The organism is Prevotella sp. kh1p2 (assembly GCF_900111525.1).
Taxonomy (GTDB): domain Bacteria; phylum Bacteroidota; class Bacteroidia; order Bacteroidales; family Bacteroidaceae; genus Prevotella.
Map to the genome: position 1 here is coordinate 81687 of NZ_FOHY01000014.1, position 22125 is coordinate 103811.

General features: G+C 36.2%; 20 protein-coding genes and 1 pseudogene. All 21 read left to right on the plus strand.

Annotated elements, in window-relative coordinates:
- The first annotated feature begins 46 nt into the window (after positions 1 to 46).
- The 21 genes and pseudogenes from BMW31_RS09505 to BMW31_RS09605 all read left to right on the plus strand — a co-directional run bounded on the left by BMW31_RS09505 (position 47) and on the right by BMW31_RS09605 (position 22055).
- A complete protein-coding gene (locus BMW31_RS09505; RefSeq protein WP_091824715.1) occupies positions 47 to 1159 on the plus strand; it encodes a DegT/DnrJ/EryC1/StrS family aminotransferase in 1113 nt (370 codons plus the stop codon).
- Positions 1156 to 2361 carry an ATP-grasp domain-containing protein gene (locus BMW31_RS09510; protein ID WP_091824718.1) on the plus strand — a complete coding sequence of 402 codons (1206 nt, stop codon included), beginning with the start codon at positions 1156 to 1158 and terminating at the stop codon, positions 2359 to 2361. Before BMW31_RS09505 ends, BMW31_RS09510 begins: the two co-directional genes overlap by 4 nt.
- Positions 2362 to 2733: 372 nt before the next feature.
- Complete coding sequence (locus tag BMW31_RS09515; protein WP_091824722.1) at positions 2734 to 3006, plus strand: hypothetical protein; 273 nt, start codon at positions 2734 to 2736, stop codon at positions 3004 to 3006.
- 93 nt (positions 3007 to 3099) lie between these two features.
- Positions 3100 to 3378: pseudogene (locus tag BMW31_RS13695) on the plus strand (hypothetical protein); the annotation flags it as partial.
- A gap of 6 nt (positions 3379 to 3384) precedes the next feature.
- Positions 3385 to 3900, plus strand: a complete 516-nt coding sequence (locus tag BMW31_RS09525; protein WP_091824729.1) for a hypothetical protein — start codon at positions 3385 to 3387, stop codon at positions 3898 to 3900.
- Positions 3901 to 3932: 32 nt separating this feature from the next.
- Entirely contained in the window at positions 3933 to 4898 is a 966-nt protein-coding gene (locus BMW31_RS09530; RefSeq protein WP_091824732.1) for a hypothetical protein, read from the plus strand.
- Positions 4888 to 6171 carry an ATP-grasp domain-containing protein gene (locus tag BMW31_RS09535; protein WP_091824736.1) on the plus strand — a complete coding sequence of 428 codons (1284 nt, stop codon included), beginning with the start codon at positions 4888 to 4890 and terminating at the stop codon, positions 6169 to 6171. The genes BMW31_RS09530 and BMW31_RS09535 overlap by 11 nt, the downstream gene beginning before the upstream one ends.
- Positions 6168 to 7409 carry a polysaccharide pyruvyl transferase family protein gene (locus BMW31_RS09540; protein ID WP_091824739.1) on the plus strand — a complete coding sequence of 414 codons (1242 nt, stop codon included), beginning with the start codon at positions 6168 to 6170 and terminating at the stop codon, positions 7407 to 7409. The genes BMW31_RS09535 and BMW31_RS09540 overlap by 4 nt, the downstream gene beginning before the upstream one ends.
- Positions 7410 to 7570: 161 nt before the next feature.
- Positions 7571 to 9001: a lipopolysaccharide biosynthesis protein gene (locus tag BMW31_RS09545; protein ID WP_091824801.1), complete on the plus strand. Its 1431-nt coding sequence runs from the start codon at positions 7571 to 7573 to the stop codon at positions 8999 to 9001.
- Between the two features lie 5 nt (positions 9002 to 9006).
- Entirely contained in the window at positions 9007 to 9987 is a 981-nt protein-coding gene (locus BMW31_RS09550) for a glycosyltransferase (protein ID WP_091824743.1), read from the plus strand.
- A gap of 177 nt (positions 9988 to 10164) precedes the next feature.
- Positions 10165 to 11094, plus strand: a complete 930-nt coding sequence (locus BMW31_RS09555) for a glycosyltransferase family 2 protein (protein ID WP_091824746.1) — start codon at positions 10165 to 10167, stop codon at positions 11092 to 11094.
- Positions 11049 to 12209, plus strand: coding sequence for a polysaccharide pyruvyl transferase family protein (locus BMW31_RS09560; protein WP_091824750.1), 1161 nt, complete (start codon positions 11049 to 11051; stop codon positions 12207 to 12209). Before BMW31_RS09555 ends, BMW31_RS09560 begins: the two co-directional genes overlap by 46 nt.
- Positions 12210 to 12627: 418 nt before the next feature.
- A complete protein-coding gene (locus tag BMW31_RS09565; RefSeq protein WP_177166306.1) occupies positions 12628 to 13608 on the plus strand; it encodes a glycosyltransferase family 2 protein in 981 nt (326 codons plus the stop codon).
- Positions 13609 to 13612: 4 nt separating this feature from the next.
- Entirely contained in the window at positions 13613 to 14677 is a 1065-nt protein-coding gene (locus tag BMW31_RS09570) for an EpsG family protein (RefSeq protein WP_091824756.1), read from the plus strand.
- A 6-nt stretch (positions 14678 to 14683) separates the two neighbouring features.
- Positions 14684 to 15823, plus strand: coding sequence for a glycosyltransferase (locus tag BMW31_RS09575; protein ID WP_091824759.1), 1140 nt, complete (start codon positions 14684 to 14686; stop codon positions 15821 to 15823).
- A gap of 29 nt (positions 15824 to 15852) precedes the next feature.
- Positions 15853 to 16389, plus strand: coding sequence for an acyltransferase (locus BMW31_RS13655; RefSeq protein ID WP_091824762.1), 537 nt, complete (start codon positions 15853 to 15855; stop codon positions 16387 to 16389).
- Between the two features lie 9 nt (positions 16390 to 16398).
- Positions 16399 to 17613 (plus strand): glycosyltransferase family 4 protein, encoded by a 1215-nt coding sequence (locus tag BMW31_RS09585; RefSeq protein ID WP_091824765.1) that lies wholly within the window; start codon positions 16399 to 16401, stop codon positions 17611 to 17613.
- Positions 17614 to 17706: 93 nt separating this feature from the next.
- Positions 17707 to 18744 carry an NAD-dependent epimerase/dehydratase family protein gene (locus BMW31_RS09590; protein ID WP_091824769.1) on the plus strand — a complete coding sequence of 346 codons (1038 nt, stop codon included), beginning with the start codon at positions 17707 to 17709 and terminating at the stop codon, positions 18742 to 18744.
- 42 nt (positions 18745 to 18786) lie between these two features.
- Positions 18787 to 20031 (plus strand): nucleotide sugar dehydrogenase, encoded by a 1245-nt coding sequence (locus tag BMW31_RS09595; protein ID WP_091824774.1) that lies wholly within the window; start codon positions 18787 to 18789, stop codon positions 20029 to 20031.
- Between the two features lie 14 nt (positions 20032 to 20045).
- Positions 20046 to 20891, plus strand: coding sequence for a glycosyltransferase (locus BMW31_RS09600; RefSeq protein WP_255404928.1), 846 nt, complete (start codon positions 20046 to 20048; stop codon positions 20889 to 20891).
- A gap of 15 nt (positions 20892 to 20906) precedes the next feature.
- Positions 20907 to 22055 carry a nucleotidyltransferase family protein gene (locus BMW31_RS09605; protein ID WP_091824777.1) on the plus strand — a complete coding sequence of 383 codons (1149 nt, stop codon included), beginning with the start codon at positions 20907 to 20909 and terminating at the stop codon, positions 22053 to 22055.
- The last annotated feature ends 70 nt before the right edge of the window (positions 22056 to 22125 follow it).

A 22125-nucleotide genomic window follows, 5' to 3' on the forward strand; every position in this document is an offset into this window, starting at 1 on the left:
AAACTCATCTCATGAAATGTTGAAAGGGTATAAGAGATTATAACCAATGGAGAAAAAAATGATAACAGTAACATCGCCATTACTACCTGACCTTGGCGAATTCAATGAGTACTTACAAAAGATATGGGACTCTAAGTGGATTACCAATAACGGACAGTTTCATCGTGAACTCGAACAGGCACTTGCCGACTATCTGAAAGTGCCTTACGTCAGCTTGTTCACAAATGGAACGCTGCCCCTAATAACAGCTTTACAGGCACTTCATATCACGGGCGAAGTCATCACCACACCTTACAGTTTTGTTGCAACGACCCATGCCTTGTGGTGGAATGGTATCAAACCCGTGTTCGTTGATATAGACCAGGCGACCGGCAATCTTGACCCAAACAAGATAGAGGCTGCCATCACCCCACGCACAACAGCCATCATGCCGGTGCACGTATACGGAAAGCCCTGCGACGTTGCTGCTATACAAGAAATAGCTGACCAATACGGACTCAAAGTTATCTACGACGCCGCTCATGCCTTCGGGGTAGAAGTAAACGGCAAAAGTATCCTTGAGGCAGGAGACCTTTCAACCCTCAGCTTTCACGCCACAAAAGTGTACAACACCATTGAAGGCGGAGCCATGATTATGCACGACGAGACGACCAAGAAACGCATAGACTACCTGAAAAATTTCGGTTTTGCCAACGAAACAACAGTCGTAGGCCCAGGCATCAACAGCAAAATGGACGAGATACGTTCAGCCTACGGACTCATCAACTTGCGTCAAGTAGACAAAGCCATTGAAGCACGCCATCAAGTAGCGGTAAAATATCGTGAAGCCCTGCGTAATGTCGACGGTATCACCTTCTTCGACGATATGCCGGGCGTGCGTCATAACTACAGCTATTTCCCCATCTTTGTTGAAGCAAAGAAATATGGCATGACACGTGATGAACTTTATTTCAAGATGAAAGACCAAGGAGTACTTGGTCGCCGCTATTTCTATCCGCTCATCAGCGAATTCTCAACTTATCGAGGACTCGAAAGCGCAGCTCCAAGCAACCTTCCTAATGCACATAAAATGGCCGATAGCGTGATTTGCTTGCCGATGCACCACGCGTTAAGAGAAGAAGATGTAAAGAGTGTTATAAATTGTATAATCAACAAATGAAAAAGAAACTCATGCTACTCGGAGGTATACGCTACCTCCTGCCTGTAATAGAGGCATCTCATCGTCATGGCTATTATGTCATTACTGTAGATTATGTTCCAGATAATATTGCACACAAATATTCTGATGAATTTCATAATGTAAATATTTTAGACAAAAATGCAGTTTTACGTCTTGCTCAGGAACTAAAGATAGATGGTATTCTTTCCTTTGGAGTTGATCCCGGAGTAGTGACAGCCGCTTATGTAGCTGAAAAGCTGAATTTACCATTCCAGTGTTCTTACGAAGTTGCGTCTATATTACAAGATAAATCTAGTTTCCGAAAGTTTCTCAAGGATAATTACTTCAATGTTCCCAATGCCAAAGGCTATGTTTCAAAAGAAGAAGCCTTGAAGGATACCGATTATTTTAATTGGCCTATTATCGTGAAACCGGTGGATTCAGCAGGAAGCAAGGGAGTGAGTCGTGTAGATGCGAAGGAACAACTTGGGACAGCAATTGATTATGCATTGAGTGAAAGTCATAATGGACATTTTATAGTTGAAAACTTCTTGGAAAAGGAAGGTAATTCATCTGATTGTGATAGTTTTACCGTAGATGGAAAACTTGTTTTCTGCTCTTTTAACGACCAATTGTTTGATGCCGACGCAATCAATCCATATACACCTGCAGCTTATACTTGGCCATCGACTATCCCAGAAGCAGCTCAATTGGAGTTACACAGTGAATTGCAGCGTATGATGACATTGCTCAATATAAAGACAGGTGTATTCAATATAGAGACCAGACTTTGCAAGGATGGTAAGCCTTATATAATGGAGGTGTCACCTCGTGGTGGCGGCAATAGGTTATCTGAAATGATGAAATTTATTTCTGGACAAGACTTAATCGATAACTGCGTACGTGCCGCAGTAGGTGATAGTATTGACGATATACACCAACCAGAATATAATGGTTATTGGGCGGAGATTATCTTACATGCAGAAAATGACGGTGTTTTCCAATCTCTTGAGATAGATAAAACCGTAAAAGAAAAATACTTAGTAGAAAAGGATCTTTGGGTTCGTCAGGGCGATAAGGTGCATGGATTTACAGGAGCTAATACTACGATTGGCACATTGGTGCTGAGATTCTCTAATTTGCCAGACTTGAAACAGTATCTTTTAGATCCAAGTTTCTGGATTACGGTCATTACTAAATGATGGTAAATTGAAAAGCTATGTTAAGCAAGATACATATTAGACATTTGACAGCTTTTGTAGAACTAGAATTAGATTTTTCAAGAGGAATTAATGTTTTATAGGTGAGAATGGTACGGGGAAACCCCATGTGATGAAAGGTCTCTATTCTGCTTGTTGTGTTGTCGACACACGTGTTAATACGAGCTTTGATCAAAAACTACAAAATGTTTTTCTTCCAAACACGATAGGACGCCTGGTAAAACGAGGAGTTGGGCGTTCAAAAGGTAGTTTGACGGTAATCGAATAGATGAGGATGAATCCGTACATAGTATAAAATGCGAGATTTCAACATTAAATAGTGTATCTGTAACTAGTAAAAACTGGAAAAAAGATATGCGCAACGCTTCTACTTTCATTCCTGTTAAGGATATGCTTGCAAATGCTCCAGGATTCAGGTCGCTCTATGCAAATAAGAATCTGTATTTTGAAGAGATATATTCAGATATTATAGACAAAGCTTTACTTCCTGCTGCGAAAGGCAAACAGTCCAAGGAAGAAAAACGGCTACTTAAAATCCTAAGCGAGGCAATATCAGGTAAAGTAGTGGAAAAAATGAACGCTTTTATCTTAAAAATTCTTCTGGTAAATTGGAGTTTCCCTTGTTAGCAGAGGGATATAGAAAATTGGGACTATTGTACTCTTTAATTCAGAACGAAACTTTAACTAAAGGATGCATACTTTTTTGGGGACGAGCCTGAGGCTATTCTGAATCCGAAGCTTCAACAAACGGTAGTGAAGATTCTTCTTGAATTGCAGACTATGGGTGTGCAAATATTTGTAACAACTCATAATTATGTATTTCTAAAGGAATTAGAATTAGCAATGACTTCCAAAAATGACATTTGTTTTTATTCCATGTATAAAATAGCTAATGACATTCATTGTCATACAGCAAAAAAGCTCGATGAACTTGAGCCTAATCTCATTGACGAGACCTATAACGATTTACTTGATAGACAAATTGTGAAGGATTTTTAGTGAATTATGACAGTAACAATAGACAATTTTGAATTTGATATACCTCAGGCTATTCAGCTTTATAAATTTGATCAATCTGACAAATTATCTCCGAATTATCATGGAGTTAGTGTGCTAAAGGCTGTTGACGTAATGATAGAGATGCCAGAATTCTACGCCTTTATTGAAATTAAAGAGTATGCTAAACCTGAAATATCGAATATGTTGGAACATAAATGGATGGGAAAATGGTCGTCAACCAACTGGCTAAAGAATAATTTACTTCACAAGTATAGAGATACATTTCTTTATAGGTTTTGTGAAAACAAAATAGATAAGAAAATCAAGTATATCTGTCTGTTGAATTTTGATTCTGCTTTACTTTCCCAATTTAAAAATATTTTGAAAAAAGAAATTCCAGTAGGTAATAAAAACACCCATAGATGGTCAAAGGTGTTATTAGATCAATTAATAGTTACTAATGCTGATGGTTGGAACAGAAAACTGACAACTTTTGGTCTAGGAACTTGTAAACATCTATAATTGTCCTTAAACATAAATAAGAAAAATATAAAATGTTTTCGATAGGTGGTTACTTCTCTTTAGAATTATCAAATGCGCACAAAAAAGAATATCACAATTTTGCTACAAAGCTAAATTCTGGGCGTTATTGTTTGGAATATATTCTAAGAGCAAAGAAATACAAGAAAGTATATTTACCGTATTATGTGTGTGATGCGGTATTACAGCCAATCCTTAAACTTAAGTTGCAATATGAATTTTATCATATTGACGCACAATTTCATATAGCTGAGGAAATTAAACCAGAAATAGATGGAGTCGTTCTGTATTGCAATTACTTTGGCTTGATGAATGATTATGTAAAGGAGGTCGCAAATTTATATAGTCCCAACGTAATTATTGACAATACGCAGGCTTTTTTTGCGCATCCCCTTGCAGGAATTGATACATTTTATACCTGCCGCAAATTCTTTGGTGTAGCTGATGGGGCTTATTTATATACTGATACAAAGATAGAAGAACCTCTTTTACAAGATTATTCTTCTGAGCGGATGATATATCTTCTAAACCGAATAGATAAATCAGCGGAAGAAGCTTTTTCCGAATACCATATTAACGAAAAAAAATTTGAAGATAATGAGATAAAACAGATGTCAGAAATAACACGGCGCATAATGCAGTCTGTCGATTATGCTGATGTAGCCAATCGTCGTATTGCTAATTACCATTTATTGGACAAAGCGTTATCTCAAAGTAACGTTCTTCAAATCAACCTCGGCAGTGATGAAGTTCCGATGGTTTTTCCATATCTATGCAGAGATAATAGATTACGTAAAAAATTAATTCAAAACAAAGTTTATGTGGCAACATTTTGGCCGAATGTAGAAGAATGGGCTGGAAATAAATCTATAGAACATCAATTGGCTTGTAATTTACTGCCTTTACCAATTGATCAAAGATATGGAGAGAAAGAGATGAATATAATATTAAATTTAATTTACGATACTAATGAAAGATAAAATTAATGTACTGATATTTCCTGCTGAAGGGCAAAATGCTTACGAATTGCATGATGCATTATCGACGTGCGTTAATATTCATCTAATGGGAGCGACCTCAGTTGCTCGACATGGTGAATTCATTTTCGAGAATTATATTAAGGATTTACCGTTTATATCAGCTTCTGACTTCTTAGAAAAATTCAATAAAGTAGTGACAGATAATCATATTGATGTGATTTTTCCAACTCATGATTCTGTAGTTCAGTATTTGATCAATAACGCAACTCATATTTGTGCAAAAATTATAGGGGGCAGTAAGTTCACATCCGATGTTTGTAGGAGTAAGATTTTGACTTATGATACTTTTCAAAAATATGGCATATTACCAAAAAGGTTTTGCGATGTAGCTGAGATTGAGTATCCCGCATTTTCAAAACCAGATGAGGGGCAAGGAGCTGTTGATGCCAAAATAATAACCTGCAAAGAGGAGGCTCTAAATATAGATTTTACATCACATCTTGTCACTGAATATCTTCCCGGTAAAGAATTTACGGTAGATTGTTTCACTGATAAAGAAGGGAAACTTCTGTATGTTTCTCCTAGATCTCGCCAAAGAACTATGGCAGGAATATCAGTTAGAGGCGAAAGCGAAGAAGTGACACCAGAGATAGAGCATATTGCAGAAGTGATAAATGCAAGGCTTTCTTTTTTGGGTATATGGTATTTCCAAATTAAACAAGATTCTGATGGAGAATTTAAGTTGATGGAAATTTCCACCAGATGTGCAGGTTCTATGTGTCAGACAAGGGCAAAAGGCATTAATCTTCCTTTGCTTAGCGTATACACCGCTATGGGATATGATATCTCTGCATCAGATAATGGTTATCACGTTGTTATGGATAGGGCTCTAATAGGGCGATATAAATTAAACATTAATTATAATTATGTGTATATTGACTTTGATGATACAATAACAACACGCGAGAAGATTAATCTTAATACTATTCGGTTCTTGTATCAGTGCCGTAATCAAGGAAAGAAAGTAATACTTATAACTAGACATGAAGAGGATCTCAATACCACATTAGGTAAATATGCCATATCAAAGTCCTTGTTTTATAAAATAATTCATATACATTCATTTGAGACTCCAAAGTCTCAGAGCATCCTTTATAAAGATGCAATATTTATCGATAATGCATATAAAGACAGAGAAGATGTTAAAAATACCTGTCACATTCCTGTTTTTGATGTTGATCAAGTTGAATTTCTTTTAGATTGGAGAATATGATAGGCTATGTAGGTCCATTTGGTGACACCAATTTCGGTGATTATGCTATGCTTGTTAATGATGTATACGACATAGATGAAAAAGATATAAAATTGTTTACCTACAATCAAGAGGTAACTGAAGATATTTCTTACCGTTATTTTAAAGATTACAATGTCACTGTTGTCCCGGTTCATATAGCTTGGACGTATGAAAAAATCAAAGAAGGCACAACCGCATCACATAGTCTTTGTAACCATTTATATGTGCCCTCAGAAATTATTGATATAATCCAAAACAAAGAGCATGTAGAGTCAGAGTTGGCCGATTTAGATACGCTTGTCGTTACAGGAGGAGGTTATTTCAATTATTACTGGACAGCTAACACAAGAATGCCAAAACTACTTTCTATATTTGGTGTTTTGTTTATGGCTCAGTCCTTAGGTAAGCGAATTGTATTTCTTGGGAACACATATGGTCCTTTTGAAGTTGCTACTGATTTTTTTAGATTTTGCCTTGGACGATTACAAAACGCGAAAATAATGGCACGGGACAGTCTGTATTCATGTCTTTATATGAAGACTTTGGGAATAAATAATGTTTGTAGTTTGCCGGATGATTTGTATTTTGTTAATTATAGGCTACATTCTTCGGGGGGGGGGATCAAACACCCCTATGCGATTTTTGAAACATGCATTTCAATTAAGGAGATTGAAGAAAATGCAAGCCACATTAGAAGATTCATGGATGATTTAAAGAAGAATCTTAATGTAGATATTTATCTGCTTCCATTAGATAGCCGTTATGGCGGATATATCCAAGCAGAAACTATTAATCGTTTGTGTCCTGATACAAAAATAATAACAGAAGTTAGTAATAAAGGCTTGTTGTCGATAGAGAATGCTTTATACTATGTAAAAAATGCACAATTTATTTTGTGCCAAAAGTATCACTTGTTCACATTTGGTATAGCTAATAATATCCCAACAGTTCAATTAGTTCGTGGTATTTGGGGTGACAAGAGATATACATATATGAAGAGTATAGGTATGTTAGATAATACTTTTCACAATCAACTATATGACGAAACTCAGTTCTTAATTAACGACTTTGGTATACTTCCCAAATTAAATGTCCAAGCAATAATTAATTATCAAAACACTCTTTTTAATAGCAAAAAAAAAGAGCAAGAACAATTGATGTTGGATCAGAGGAAGGCATTTATTGAACAGTTTTGCAAGGGCTCTCCATCTAATTAGTTCCCTTCAATCATGAAATAGATACATACTTAGGTGAGTAATTATATTTGATCATTTGCCTATTTGGCTGAAAACTATGCATTTCAGCTCTTTCTTATCCAGAGTATTTTTGAAAGGTTTTGAAGTGTGTAGGGAGATATAATTAATTATAGATGTTCAAGATGGTAGAATCTCTAAAACATAAGACGAGTAGGGGACTTTTATGGAGCAGCGTAGAGCGGTTTTCCAATCAGGGAGTACAGTTCTTATTCTCTATTATCCTTGCACGCATTCTTACGCCGAGCGATTATGGTATTGTTGCAATGATAGCTATTTTCTTTGCCGTAGCTCAGAGCTTTGTGGATAGTGGATTTTCGAATGCACTGGTTCGCAAAACCGATAGGAAAGAGGAAGACCTCTCTACTTGCTTTTATTTTAATATCGTGGTGGGAATAATCTCATATATCCTCTTGTTTCTGATTGCACCATTGGTAGCTGGCTTCTATAATCTGCCTATTCTTTCCTCTATCATTCGTGTCACCGGGCTCGGTATCATTCTTAATTCGCTATGTGTGGTTCAACAAGCACTTTACACCATTAACATAGATTTCAAGTCGCAGGCCAAGGTCACATTGACAGCAACAATTTTATCAGGAATTGTTGGCATTGTCTTGGCATATCGAGGTTTGGGTGTATGGTCGTTGGTATGGCAGGGTATAGCAGGGTCATTGGCGAGGATGGTCTTGCTATGGCTGATGTCTAAATGGCGACCAAGGACAGGTTTCTCGAGAGAATCGTTCAATTATTTATTTGGTTACGGTTCAAAGCTTTTAGTATCTGGTTTGTTCGACACAGTATACCGTAACATATATCCCATTATCATTGGGAAATTTTATACATCTGCGCAATTGGGTAACTTTTCTCGTGCGTTAGGTTGGGCCCAATTGCCATCGTCAAACATCACAGGAGTTTTGCAAAGAGTTACATTCCCAGTGTTGAGCACGATTCAAGATGATTTACCTCGTCTGCAAAGCGACTACCGACGCTTACTCAGAGCGTCTGCTTTTGTCGTATTCCCCCTTATGGTTGGGCTGGCTGCCATAGCGTCACCGCTCATTCGCGTTGTACTTACGTCGAAATGGGACGGATGCGTTATGTACCTACAAATAGTTTGTTTTGCGCTCATGTGGTATCCCATCCACGCTATCAATCTGAATCTCCTACAAGTGAAAGGCCGCTCTGATTTGTTCTTGAATTTGGAAGTCATCAAGAAGATTATAGGAGTATGCATCATGTGCGTTACTATTCCCTTAGGAGTGGTCGCTATGTGTGTGGGAATGATTTTCTCTTCTATGTTTTCACTCATTATAAACACATATTATACAGGGAAACTTATTGACGTAGGTTATCTGAAACAGTTGAAAGACTTGCTACCCATTTTTCTTAACTCTGTATTAATGGGAGTGGTTGTTTATTTCTGTACTCTGACAATTGATGGAGAAATTTTTAAACTTATCACCGGAATGTTCCTTGGTTTTATCTGTTATCTCGGAGGGTCTTTCCTCTTTTCTCGTGAGGAACTGAGAGAGTGCAAAGGTATGTTCAAAAAATAGTATTAATGGAAGAAAAAGAAAATCCGGTTGTTGTTGCTATCCAGTGCTTAGTTTATAATCACGAACCATATCTTCGGCAGTGTCTTAATGGTTTCGTAATGCAGGAAACAGATTTTAGGTTTGTTGCCATTGTTCACGATGATTGTTCCACAGATGGTTCTGCTGATATTATACGAGAATACGAGCGAAAATATCCAGACATTATCAAACCAATATATGAAAAAGAAAACAAGTATTCCAAGCATGACGGGAGTCTAAGGAGAATTGTTAATGACGCAATAATGGCTACTAAAGCTAAGTATATTGCTTTTTGTGAAGGTGATGATTATTGGACTGATGCTAATAAATTACAAATTCAAGTAAATTTCTTAGAATCTAATCCGCAATATGGATTAGTATATACAAATTTCAATATCTACAATCAAAATTTAGGGATGCAACCATCTCCTTATATTAAAAATAAACCAATACTCTCTTTTGAAGAACATTTACTGAGAGCAGGCTATATCGCTCCAATGTCGTGGTTGTACCGAAGAAATTTATATAAATATATGGAGTATGGATCTAAAAATGGCTACATAGATGTTTCGTTTGCTTTTGCACTTGAAATTTTCAAGAATTCTCGAGTACATTACATGGATAAAATAACTTGTGTTTATAGAATTCTTCAGGAAAGTGCAAGTCATTCAAAATCAGACAAAAAAGTATTTATTTATAAAAAAGATCTGCATAGAGAAAGAATAGATTTTGCATACCGATATAACGTTTCTCAAGAAATTAAAATAGAAATTGATAGACAGTATTATCGCAAATTCTATAAACATATTTTTGCATTTGGAGAGAAAAGAGATATAAAAGAAATGAAACTTTTTTTTCTCTCTTATAAATTCACTGATTGTAAGTCAAATTTATTGAAGATTCTAATAGTAACTCCATTGTTGAATAGTTTATTAGCATTAATCTTTAAAAAAAATCTTAAGTCTTAATCGGAAAAATAGTTCCGTATTAAATATGCTTTGTTAAGAGGCACCCCAGCGAGTAGGTCAATAGTTTCAATTTTCATTGGGTATTATAATGTGACTGTAAAACCTGTTGGAGAAGTCTTGGCAAGAGAGCGAAGAATGTCGTTACTACGGATAGATGAATAACAAGATATATTAAAGATGAAATTTTCTGTTACAATACCAGCATATAAAAAGAAGTATTTTAAGACTGCTATTAGTAGTATTCTTAACCAAACGTATGGAGACTTTGAACTAATTATTGTTGATGATTGCTCACCTGAAGATCTTAAGTCAATAGTAGATTGCTTCATTGACGAGCGAATAAGATATTACCGCAATGAGCGGAATTTCGGTGCTGAGCATGTAGTAGATAACTGGAATAAATGTTTAGAGTATGCTACAGGAGACTATATTATCTGTATGGGCGATGACGATATGTTGAGACCAAATTGCCTTCAAGATTTGGAAGAACTTATAGACAGATTTTCTGGAAAGAATGTTTATTATTCGAGAACGGAACTGATAGATGAAAATGATAATGTCATTGAAGTTACTCCTTTAAGGAAATTAGAAGAATCCGTATATGAGATGATTTTTAATCGTTGGAACGGAGGAAGTATGTTTATAGGTGACTATTGCTATCAGGTGCATGCTCTTCGGCAGCATGGGGGCTTCTACTCACTCCCCTTTGCTTGGGGATCGGATGCAATATCTGCTTATGAAGCAGGAAAAAAGGCAGGTATAGCTAATACTCAAGAAGTGGGGTTCCAGTATAGAGTGAATCGGCAGAGCATCAGTAGCGCAACCAATAATATTGAAGGTAAAATCAAAGCGATTAAAGCTGAGCGTAAATGGTTTGAGGATTTCTTTGTAAAGGAACCAGAGTCATTTGCTGACAAGGAAATCCTCTATAATTTGCGTAATTCTATTGATGAACATTTTGTTCATATGTATAGTGCAGATATTATCAGCGGTATTAAGGCTTGCCCTTTAAACCAAACAAGATACTGGCTTTCTAAGCGTAAGGAAATCGGCATGGGGCGATGGGATATGCTGAAGTGTATAATTCATGGCTTTTGTGGAATATGAAAATAGGTATTATTACTTTCCACGCTTCTTTCAATTACGGTTCCATGTTACAGGCATGGGCCTTACAAACTTATTTGGAAAAAAAAGGCAACCAATTAGAAATTGTAAACTATAGATCCCATATACAGAAAGTTATCTATCATAAACCAATAAGTTTTGCAAGGAAGGATGTCTTTTTTGCTACGCTTAAAAGGTTTGTTTTATATCCAAGTTCTATAAAACCTCTATACAAAAAATGGCATCTCTTCGACACTTTCTTACATGAAAAACTAAATACATCAAAGGAGTATTCCACTATCAAAGATTTGGAAACTGCAGAATTTGATTATGATATGTTGATATGCGGTAGTGACCAGATTTGGAATGCAAGTGCTCCTGATGCTACAGAGGCATATTACGGAAATTGGTTTCACGGGACAAAGATAGCTTATGCAGCCTCAATGGGACAATATCCAGAGAAAAATGCTATTGATTATTATAAAAGACAAATAAATAAATTCGCGGCAATTTCTGTTCGTGAAGAGAAAGCCAGGAACATTCTTTGTAATAAGATAGGAGTAGAAAGCGTTGAGGTCGTTTGCGACCCCACATTATTACTTAATGGAAGAGATTATGGTAGATTGATAACTGATGAGCCTATTATAAAGGAGTCATATATATTTTTCTATACACCTGTGGGATTGCCATTTAAATATTTTAGTATAGTAAGTAAGCTGGGCAAGGAATTGGGGTTAAAGATTGTTACGGAGAAAGCCTATTATTCTAAGGATATAAGGAAATTCGATATTGACGAATATGTTCCTACGGGACCAGAAGAATTTCTAAACCTCATCAAGAATGCTACGGTTGTCTGTGGTGGCTCTTTTCATTTGCAGGTATTTTCTATTCTTTTTCATAAGGATTTCTACTGTATCAATGGTGACAAAGATGCTAGGACTAATAATCTACTCACGAAGGTAGGATTGCAGGATAGGATAATTTCTTTGGAGCATCCAAACGAGCGTTGCCAGCTACATATTAATTATACGGATGTAGATAAGAAATTGGTGGAATACAGAGATTCGTCTGAGAAATGGCTCTTGAGGCAGGTTAACTGTCATTATAGCATACAATAGTTTGCAGTATATTATTGATAACTATGCAGAGAGGATTGTGAGTTTGATGTTTTATAAAAGGTGGTATGCTGCACGTGAGTACAAATGTGTAAGGATGGTAGATAGGGAGAACTGCTAAACTGCTGATAACAGAGTGTTCCTTTTCTAAGGTTTTGCCCCCATCTTTCTAAGTGTCCCTTTATTTCATCGGATTAATGATTCTAACATTCTGGTTTACAGAGATTTCCAATTGATAATATTCTCTTGTGTTTTTGAACTATGCTCCGACATACTTGGAGTTATCACTCAAGGCTCCTGAAGATATCTTTCAAGTGCCTTGAAGTTTAGCTATACAGTGAATGTTAACATACGGTTTTTATGGCTACTTGGATTCGCAGCATATACACATGATTAAAAATAACCAATAGCAACAATAACATTGGATAATAATACTAGTAAAACATGTGCAGTCAGCGTTATTGTACCTATATATAATGCCGAAAGTTCTTTAGCGTTATGTCTGGAATCATTGGTAGGTCAGACTTTTACTGATTTCGAGGTGCTGATGATAGACGATGGCAGTCCCGATAATTGTGGAAAGATAATTGATGAATGTGCATCGAAATATCCTCACTTCAAGGCTTTTCATAAAAAAAATGGAGGTGTTTCGTCTGCCAGACAGTTTGGTATAGACCATGCTCAAGGAGAATACACCATTCATGTCGACCCAGATGACTGGGTTGAACCAACTATGTTGGAAGAACTATATAAAAAGGCCAAGGATACCGATGCAGATATGGTGATTTGCGATTTCTTCGAGAATAGTTATAAGGGTCAGAAAATAAATAAGCAAAAGCCATCGTCATTGGATCATCTTGTCGTGCTTAAAGAGTTGTTTTCAACCATTCACGGATCCACATGCAATAAACTGATAAGATTATCCTGCTATCAGAAACATGATATCCATTTCCCAAATGAATTATCATTTTGTGAGGATCAATATGTTGTAGCTGCATTACTAAAAAGCAACCTCAAGGTCTCTTATCTTAATAAAGCCTTTTATCATTATGTTAGGGTTTTGAATCAGAATTCTCTTTCCAAAAGATATACTAATGCTACCTTAGAAGAAGATTGGAAAGCACGCAATTTGTTCTACGAATTGCTGAAAGGAACAGGCTTTGATGATGATGTGTATAACAAGAAAACTATTGATGTAATTGCAAAAGCATTCTGGTGGGGTAAAGAGTTTTATTCTTCACGGGCTTTTAAGAAGGAATTCTATTGTTACAGGCACAATGTGCTGAATACATACAACCATAAGATGGAACGATGGCTTCTTTATTTATCATGTGTAGGATGGTATCAACCTGTCATACGGGTAATAGGCATGGGTCTGAAAGTGAAGCATCTGTTAAAATAAACCAATGGTAATCGTTTTTGCCTTATTCTATATAATTAGCATTGTCTTAGTATATCAGAAATATACGAAGATAAATCAATTTCTGATAGTATCTCTGTGCGCTTTGACTTTCATGATTGGCATTCGTGATGGATGGCCTGATGAAATTGTCTATCAAATGGCGTTCGACTTTGCTCCTTATCCATGGGAGGCCTGGAATACTGACCCATTTGGATATAGCGAACATGGATATCTTTTTATAGCTTCGGTTATTAAATTTGTCTTTAATAGTTCACGTTTTTATCTGTTCGTAATGGGGGGTATATCCATGTATCTGCTCTACAAAAACCTACAGAGATATTGTCTTATTCCGTTGATTGGGCTATGTGATTATATAGCTCGTTTCTTGTTGAATAGAGATTTTATCCAGATGAGATCATCATTGGTAATTTTGATGATACTTCTGTCGCTTGACCTGATCAGAGAAAAGAAATTATGGTTGTATCTGTTAGTTATTTTTGTTGGCTATCAATGTCACCACATGGCATTGATTGGCCTGCCTTTATACTTCTTAGGGCAAATTAAGATAAAAAGGGTGCATATTATAATAGGAATTATCCTGACTATGGTGTTGTCCCAGACTTTGGCAGGTGCTATTTCAGAGACTGTGGATACTTATAGCGAAGACCTGCAATATGAAACCTACACAGAAGGGGATTATACTGAGGGTCAAGGGTTGGCAAATCCTATGATTTATTTCCAGACTTTTATTTTATTGATATTTACCTTTTATGAATCAGCACTTAAAAAGAAATATAACGACTATTACTTGATGAGGACTGCATATTTCTATTCCACCTTAATATTAATTTTCTTTGGCAATTATACGGCATTGGCGAGCAGAACGTCTACCATGTTCGCAACTGTTGAAATGTTTATCCTCCCTTGGATTGCTGCGGCACTATCCAAACCGAAGCAAATAGTTTACTATGTAGTATTAGGTTTTATTTTTGTATATTTCTTTAATGTTAAATATAACGATGCTCAACAAAGGATGAGTGAAACCCCAGTGTTAATAGAAGTACAGTAATAGTTGATGAAAATTTTTATAGTTCAAGGGCAACTATGTAATGGTGGAGCTGAGCAAGTAGGGGTACAACTTGCTAACGGGTTTTCTAGACGAGGTCATCAAGTATATATTATAACAAATCTCCATGAGAGAGAAGAATTTCAGGTTGACCGAAATATTGAAAAAATGCAGTTAACTGGAGATAATAGTTACAAGCTAATAAAATGGGGAGTAGGAATTAAGTATCTTCGTAAATACATGAAAGAATATAAACCACAAGTTGCTATTTGTATTTTAGGTGTCACTTCGCTGATTGCAAAGATTGCTTCTTTTGGTCTTGATATTGAAATAATATCAACAGATCACAATTCTTTTGAAAGACCTGTTGATGCGCCGTTAACTAAAGTACATTACATTTCTAAGTTTTGGTTGAATAAAATTTACAAGAATGTAACAGTACTAACAAAAGCAGATAAGAAATATATTGGTAAAAGATTGAAGCATGTCACGGTAATGCCCAATCCTCTCTCATTAGATCCTCTTTCAATCGAGGATAGAAATCGTCCATTACCAAATGAAACAAAGATAGTTTTAGATTCAAAAGAGAATATAATATTAGCAGCGGGAAGACTTGATGCTTGGTTTGTAAAAGGATTCGATTTGTTGATTAAAGCGTGGGGTGAATTACAGGAAAGATACAAAAGTGAAAATAAAATATTAGACTGGAAACTTCAAATTGCTGGCAAAGGATCAGAAAAATCTCTAAGATTTTTGAGGGATATTTGCAAGACTTGTGGCGTAATCGATTCTGTAGAATTTCTCGGTTTTCAGACTTGTATGGAAGAAATATTTAAAAAAGCTTCTGTTTTTGTATTGAGTAGCAGATATGAAGGTTTCGGACTTGTTCTTATAGAAGCAATGAGTCAAGGATGTGCATGTATTGCTGCAGATTATAGGGGGAGACAATCTGAAATAATAACTAATTCAGGTGAGGGAATCCTTTATGAACCGAATAATCAACACACTCTCACCAATAGTATAGAAAAACTTATAGAGAATTTAAACTATAGAAAGGAACTCCAGGTTGGGGCTATTTTAAGATCAAAATACTACACATTAGATAAAACCATTGATAGATGGGAAACGTTCCTAAATAACTTTATATGATTTAATTCTTAAAACAAGGCTAGCAGGACATGATAAATATGTATATTAAAATAAAAAGTTATTTCTTTAAACTCTTTTATTCGTTAGATAGGCAAGCAATCCAAGATGGCGTTACGTTAGGTAAAGCAAATTATATTGAATCAAGATTCTGGGGCTCAGAAGGTTATTTGATTACAATAGGTGACCATTGTCAAATTACAACTGGAGTGAAAATGTTTACACATGGAGGTGGTCAAGTACTACGGTATGAATACCCGAATTTTGATAGCTTCGGAAAAGTTGTAGTTGGTTCGTATGTATATATAGGTGCGCGGTCTCTTATTATGCCAGGTGTGACAATTGGCGATCATGTGCTTGTTGCTGCAGGAAGTGTAGTTACCAAATCAATTCCTTCTAATGTCGTAGTAGGAGGAAACCCCGCCAAAATTATCTGTAGCTTGAAGACTTTCGAAGAAAGAAATTTATCATATAACCTCAATTCAAAGGGAATGAGTTACATAGAAAAAAAGAGAATGCTCATGAAACTTTCTGAAGATAAATTCATCAGAAAAGAGATGATAAAGTAAAAAAGTTAAATGAAAATATTTTTTATACTTTCAAGTTTAGGCAGTGGAGGTTCTGAACGAGTAGTGTCCCTCTTAGCAAATAAGTTTGCTAATACGTCCGATTTTGGAAGATCTCATGAAATGGCCTTCCCAGCACAATGCGAGGTAGAGATAGTTTGTTTGCTTTTTAATGATTACTACTATAAGGTAGATAAAAATGTTAAAGTAACATTTTTGCAAAATGTATCTTCTCCAGAGCGGGAAAATGAAGCAATAACTGATAATGAATTACAGAGCTCTAAGGGGCAGATTAATATTGTTAGCGATACTATGTGCACCTTTAAAAAGATGGGATGGCTACGAAAGCATGTAAAAAAGGAGAAGCCGAATGTAGTAATTGCTTTCACAGAGGGTGTATATTGTTTTACTATAGCGGCTTTGGCAGGCATAAATACAAAGATTATTTCATCAGAAAGAAATGATCCGAAGTTTATGAATTGGAAGAGAAATGCGTTAAAGAGAATTTTCTTGCCTTATACAGAGTGGTTAGTTGTACAGACTGAATCTATCCGAAAACAATTTGTGTGGGGAGGGCTTAAGCGTAAGACATCTGTCATTGTTAATCCTGTCAGAGATGAAGTGTTTAATAATGGTATGGCAACTTTTGTGCATACCAAGTCTCCAAGCAATTTACCTCAGCAATTGCCAACAAATAACATAATATCTGTTGCCAGATTATTTCCACAAAAGAATCAAACAATGCTGATCAAAGCTTTTTCAAAAATATCAACTAAATATCCTAATTGGAATCTTGTTATTTATGGAGAAGGACCGGAAAGAAAATCTTTAGAAACATTAATTAATCGTCTCCAATTAAACGAAAAGATAATGCTTCCAGGGACTTCAAAAGGCATTATCCAAGAGATGAGGAAATCTCAGATTTTTGTTTTATCAAGTAATTATGAGGGCATGAGCAATTCCATGATAGAGGCTGTCTGTTCTGGACTACCAGTAGTAACTACAAAAGTATCTGGAACAGAAGAACTTGTGAAAGAAGGTGAAAATGGATATGTGGTACCAGTCGGCGATGTTGACGCATTTGCTAGTGCTTTAGATAAATTAATGAGCAATAATGAACGCTTGCATCAATTTTCCTTGAAAAGTCTTGAATTGGCTGAAAATTTTAGAACGGACAATATAGTGAAAGAATGGGTGAATATTATTTTAAAAATCACTAGAAAATAAGTTTTATTCAAAATCCTTCTTATGCATTTAATAGAAATTTTTTATAGTTGGGGATAGGTAATAATAATAACATCAATTACAAAAAACAAACAAATGAGAATATTAGTAACAGGTGCAGCTGGTTTTATAGGTTCGAAAGTAATGTATGAACTTGCTAGAAGGGGAGACTTTGTTGTGGGAGTTGATAACATTAACGATTATTACGATCCCAAACTAAAATATGCACGATTGCAGCGGTGTGGCATCTTGTCAAACGAAGCTGCTTGGGATTCGAATATTGTTAAAAGTACACTATTTGATAATTGTTTGTTTATTCGCATATCAATAGCTGACAAGCCTGTTTTAGATAAACTATTTGCTCGTTATCATTTCGATAAAGTTATAAATCTTGCAGCGCAAGCCGGGGTTAGATACTCTATCACTCATCCATATTCTTATATGCAGAGTAATCTTTATGGATTCCTTAATATCATGGAAGCATGTAGAAATTATAATATCAAACATCTGATATTTGCTTCTTCAAGTTCTGTATATGGCATGAATTCTAAAACGCCATTTAGTGAAGATGATAAAGTAACCACTCCAGTAAGTCTATATGCTGCAAGTAAAAAAAGCAATGAATTAATGGCTCACTGTTACAGTAAATTATATGGTTTTGCTACAACTGGATTGAGATATTTTACTGTATATGGTCCTTGGGGGCGACCAGACATGAGCCCTATGTTATTTGCCACTGCTATTTCAAAAGGTGAACCTATTAAAGTTTTTAATAATGGAAACATGATGCGTGATTTTACCTATATTGATGATATAGTAGAAGGAACAATTCGTGTAATAGATTCCGCAACAGATAGAGGAATTTATGAAAACTCTGTTCCCTATCGTATTTATAATATAGGATGTTCTCGTCCCGTAAAGCTAATGGACTTTATACATGAGATAGAAGCGGAAATGGGCAAAGAAGCTCAAAAAATATATTTACCAATGCAGCAGGGCGATGTATATATGACATATGCGGATACAACACGATTAGAAAATGAGTTAGAATATAAGCCGCATGTCACACTACATGAGGGTATAAGAAAATTTGTAGAATGGTTTAAAAGCGAAGACAATCCTTTGGACTTATAGTCTACTATAAAATATTCGGAATATTATTAATTTGTTAAGAATATGGAAAAAGATATTAATATTGCTGTAGCCGGAACTGGCTACGTAGGTTTGAGTATTGCTATTTTGCTTAGTCAACACCATCATGTGACAGCTGTGGATGTGGTTACCCAAAGAGTAGAAATGGTAAACAAACGGGTGTCACCAATACAAGATGAATATATAGAGAAATACTTTGCAGAGAAGAAATTAGATCTTACAGCTACAACAAATGGAGAAGAGGCCTATAAAAATGCAGACTTTGTAGTTGTAGCAACACCGACTAATTACGATCCAGAAAAAAATTTCTTCGATACTAGTCATGTTGAAGAAGTGCTAGATTTGGTGGCTAAAGTTAATCCTGCTGCAATCATAGTACTTAAATCTACAATTCCAGTAGGATATACAGAATATGTTCGTGAAAAATATAATTCTGATAATATACTCTTTGCACCAGAATTCCTACGAGAGAGCAAAGCTCTTTACGATAACCTTTATCCCAGTCGCATCATTGTTGGTAGACCCGAAGATAACCAGCGTATGGACGAGATTGCTCATAAGTTCGCAGCATTGCTGCAACAAGGTGCTATAAAAGAAAATATTGAGACTTTATTCATGGGGTTATCTGAAGCAGAGGCCGTGAAACTTTTTGCTAACACCTATTTGGCTTTACGTGTAAGTTATTTTAATGAGTTGGATACATATGCAGAAATAAAAGGGCTAAATTCTATGAATATTATAAAAGGAGTTTGTCTAGATCCACGTATTGGAGGTTTTTACAATAATCCTAGTTTCGGTTATGGAGGATATTGTTTGCCGAAAGATACGAAACAACTATTGGCAAACTATAAGAATATTCCAGAGAATCTAATACAAGCTATTGTAGACAGTAACCGAACTCGCAAGGATTTTATAGCTGGGCAAGTGCTCAAAAAGGCTGGATACTATACAAATAATAGTAGCTACAATCCGGATACTGAACATTTATGTGTAATTGGAGTTTACAGATTAACTATGAAGTCTAATTCGGATAATTTTCGTCAGAGCAGTATTCAAGGTGTGATGAAACGTATCAAAGCAAAAGGTGCCGCTGTTATTATTTATGAACCAACACTCGAAGATGGATCTACATTCTTTGGAAGTTTAGTGGTAAACGACATTAATGATTTTAAAAGAAGAAGTCAAGCTATTATAGCTAATAGATATGATTCATGTTTGGACGATGTAATAGAGAAAGTTTATACTAGGGATATATTTAGTAGAGATTAAAATGCATATTGAACATGAATGAAAAAATACCATTCTCGGTAGCAATGTCTATTTATAAGAATGACGATCTAGAATATCTGGAAGATGCTTTGGACTCCATTGTCATAAATCAATCGTTGAAGCCGGATGAGATCGTAATAGTAGGAGATGGTCCGCTTCCACAATCTCTTATTAGGGTAATTGAGCAAGAAATAAGAAAGACGCACTGTGCCAATATTCCTACGAATATAGTCTTCCTGCCCCAGGAAGTAAACCGCGGCTTGGGCGAGGCTTTGCACATTGCATGTGAAAACTGTCGGTATGATTATATTGCCCGGATGGATTCTGACGATATATCTTTGCCCGACCGCTTCGAGAAGCAGATGCAATGTTTTGAAGAAGACCCGGAATTAAGTATGGTGGGAGGCATGATAACAGAGTTCGTTGGCGAACCGGAGAATATTGTTTCCAAACGATTGCTGCCGCTTGACAATGAAGGTATCTATAAGATGATGCAAACCCGATGTGGTGTGAATCATGTGACGGTTATCATGAAGAAGGCCGATCTAATGAGAGCTGGCAACTATTCGGGTAAATTCCGTCAGGAAGACTTCTACCTGTGGGCCCGCATGATGAAGAGCCATTGCAAGTTCCGCAATATTCCCGATGTGGTGGTTAATGTGCGTTCTGGTGCCGACCAGTTTGCACGGCGTGGCGGTCTTGCCTATTTTAACCAACACATGAAGGTTTTCAAGTTCATGTACCATGAAGGTCTGATTTCATATCCAGTTCTACTGAAGAACTATTGTCTCAGGTTTGCACAGGTAACCTTTCCCACTAAACTGCGGACATGGATATATCAGTATATCTTGAGGAAATAGGCTAATTCAACAATAATGAAAACGACGGAGATAAAGTTCCTGCAAATATACAAGTTGGGCCTCTACCAACCGTCACCGGATTCAGAGATTTTTCGGCAGTTGATAGAGGCACTTCATGGAACAAATGAGGAAGAATGGGCAGAGATAGTAGATATAGCGCTCATACAAACCGTGGTAGGACAGGTTACAGATGGCATGATGTTACTTCCTCACAACATGCAGCCGTCACGGAACATCTATTTTAGCTTGCTGAAAAAAGTCTCTGACGTTGAAACGGAGAATAAGCGGATGAATGCCTTTGTACCAATTTTGATGTATAAATTGATTGGCAAGGGGTGTCATTGTTTGCTTTTAAAGGGACAAGGAGCAGCCGTAAATTATGCAATGCCGCTTCATAGACAGCCGGGAGACATTGATTTGTTTTTTCCTCAAGATGATGATTATCAGCAAGCTAAATTATTGTTGGAACAAGTTTCCGACAGAGTAGGAGGAGAGAAATCTGGTAGAAAACATTCAGATTATGATTGTGCTGGTTTCGTTGTCGAGTTACATGGAGACATACATAGTTCTATATGTAGGCAGTGTGACAAGCATCTAATGGATTGGGCGAAAAGAAGAATAGAACCGATACAGAAACTATCGATAACCGAAGCTGCTATTTCGGGAAAGCCAAGTGAAATTTTAATAGCGTCAGACAATTTTAATGTGCTCTTCATTTTCATTCATCTGCTGAACCACTTTATGAACGGGGGGATTGGTCTTCGACAGATTTCCGACTGGATGATGTATATGGACAAGAATTATACCAAGATAAATACAAAGTTGCTTGAAGAGGACATCAACATGCTCGGTGTCAGAAAATTCTGGTGTCTGTTTGCTGTGTTGGCGGTAGAGTTTTTAGGTTTCCCCAAACATCACATGCCATTTTATGAGACAGGACAAGAGGAAAAAGCTATGCAACTGATGGAAAATGTTCTTAGTACAGGTAACTTTGGAGCCAGACAGAAAAAGAAACAATTGCCAGTTAATGCCAATCCTATCTTAAAGAAGCTGGTTACTTTCGCCGGACAAATACCGGTGTACAGTCGCAATGCAAAATTGTTTCCGGGTGAATCTGCCTATTGTTTCCTGAAATTCATGGGTTCGGCTGTGCGGGACATTTAACCGATTTCTTCATTACGCCAAGTTTGGTTTTGCCGATAGTTATTTCTGATAATTAAGGTGTTTTTTTTAT

Bases quoted from the DNA above. Each gene is read 5' to 3' on its own strand.
- BMW31_RS09600 (WP_255404928.1), top strand. From the start codon at position 20,046: ATGAATGAAAAAATACCATTCTCGGTAGCAATGTCTATTTATAAGAAT.
- BMW31_RS09570 (WP_091824756.1), top strand. From the start codon at position 13,613: ATGGTAATCGTTTTTGCCTTATTCTATATAATTAGCATTGTCTTAGTA.
- BMW31_RS09505 (WP_091824715.1), top strand. From the start codon at position 47: ATGGAGAAAAAAATGATAACAGTAACATCGCCATTACTACCTGACCTT.
- BMW31_RS09605 (WP_091824777.1), top strand. From the start codon at position 20,907: ATGAAAACGACGGAGATAAAGTTCCTGCAAATATACAAGTTGGGCCTC.
- BMW31_RS09575 (WP_091824759.1), top strand. From the start codon at position 14,684: ATGAAAATTTTTATAGTTCAAGGGCAACTATGTAATGGTGGAGCTGAG.
- BMW31_RS09510 (WP_091824718.1), top strand. From the start codon at position 1,156: ATGAAAAAGAAACTCATGCTACTCGGAGGTATACGCTACCTCCTGCCT.
- BMW31_RS09545 (WP_091824801.1), top strand. From the start codon at position 7,571: ATGGTAGAATCTCTAAAACATAAGACGAGTAGGGGACTTTTATGGAGC.
- BMW31_RS09525 (WP_091824729.1), top strand. From the start codon at position 3,385: ATGACAGTAACAATAGACAATTTTGAATTTGATATACCTCAGGCTATT.
- BMW31_RS09515 (WP_091824722.1), top strand. From the start codon at position 2,734: ATGCGCAACGCTTCTACTTTCATTCCTGTTAAGGATATGCTTGCAAAT.
- BMW31_RS09590 (WP_091824769.1), top strand. From the start codon at position 17,707: ATGAGAATATTAGTAACAGGTGCAGCTGGTTTTATAGGTTCGAAAGTA.
- BMW31_RS13655 (WP_091824762.1), top strand. From the start codon at position 15,853: ATGATAAATATGTATATTAAAATAAAAAGTTATTTCTTTAAACTCTTT.
- BMW31_RS09530 (WP_091824732.1), top strand. From the start codon at position 3,933: ATGTTTTCGATAGGTGGTTACTTCTCTTTAGAATTATCAAATGCGCAC.
- BMW31_RS09535 (WP_091824736.1), top strand. From the start codon at position 4,888: ATGAAAGATAAAATTAATGTACTGATATTTCCTGCTGAAGGGCAAAAT.
- BMW31_RS09560 (WP_091824750.1), top strand. From the start codon at position 11,049: ATGGGATATGCTGAAGTGTATAATTCATGGCTTTTGTGGAATATGAAA.
- BMW31_RS09585 (WP_091824765.1), top strand. From the start codon at position 16,399: ATGAAAATATTTTTTATACTTTCAAGTTTAGGCAGTGGAGGTTCTGAA.
- BMW31_RS09540 (WP_091824739.1), top strand. From the start codon at position 6,168: ATGATAGGCTATGTAGGTCCATTTGGTGACACCAATTTCGGTGATTAT.
- BMW31_RS09595 (WP_091824774.1), top strand. From the start codon at position 18,787: ATGGAAAAAGATATTAATATTGCTGTAGCCGGAACTGGCTACGTAGGT.
- BMW31_RS09550 (WP_091824743.1), top strand. From the start codon at position 9,007: ATGGAAGAAAAAGAAAATCCGGTTGTTGTTGCTATCCAGTGCTTAGTT.
- BMW31_RS09555 (WP_091824746.1), top strand. From the start codon at position 10,165: ATGAAATTTTCTGTTACAATACCAGCATATAAAAAGAAGTATTTTAAG.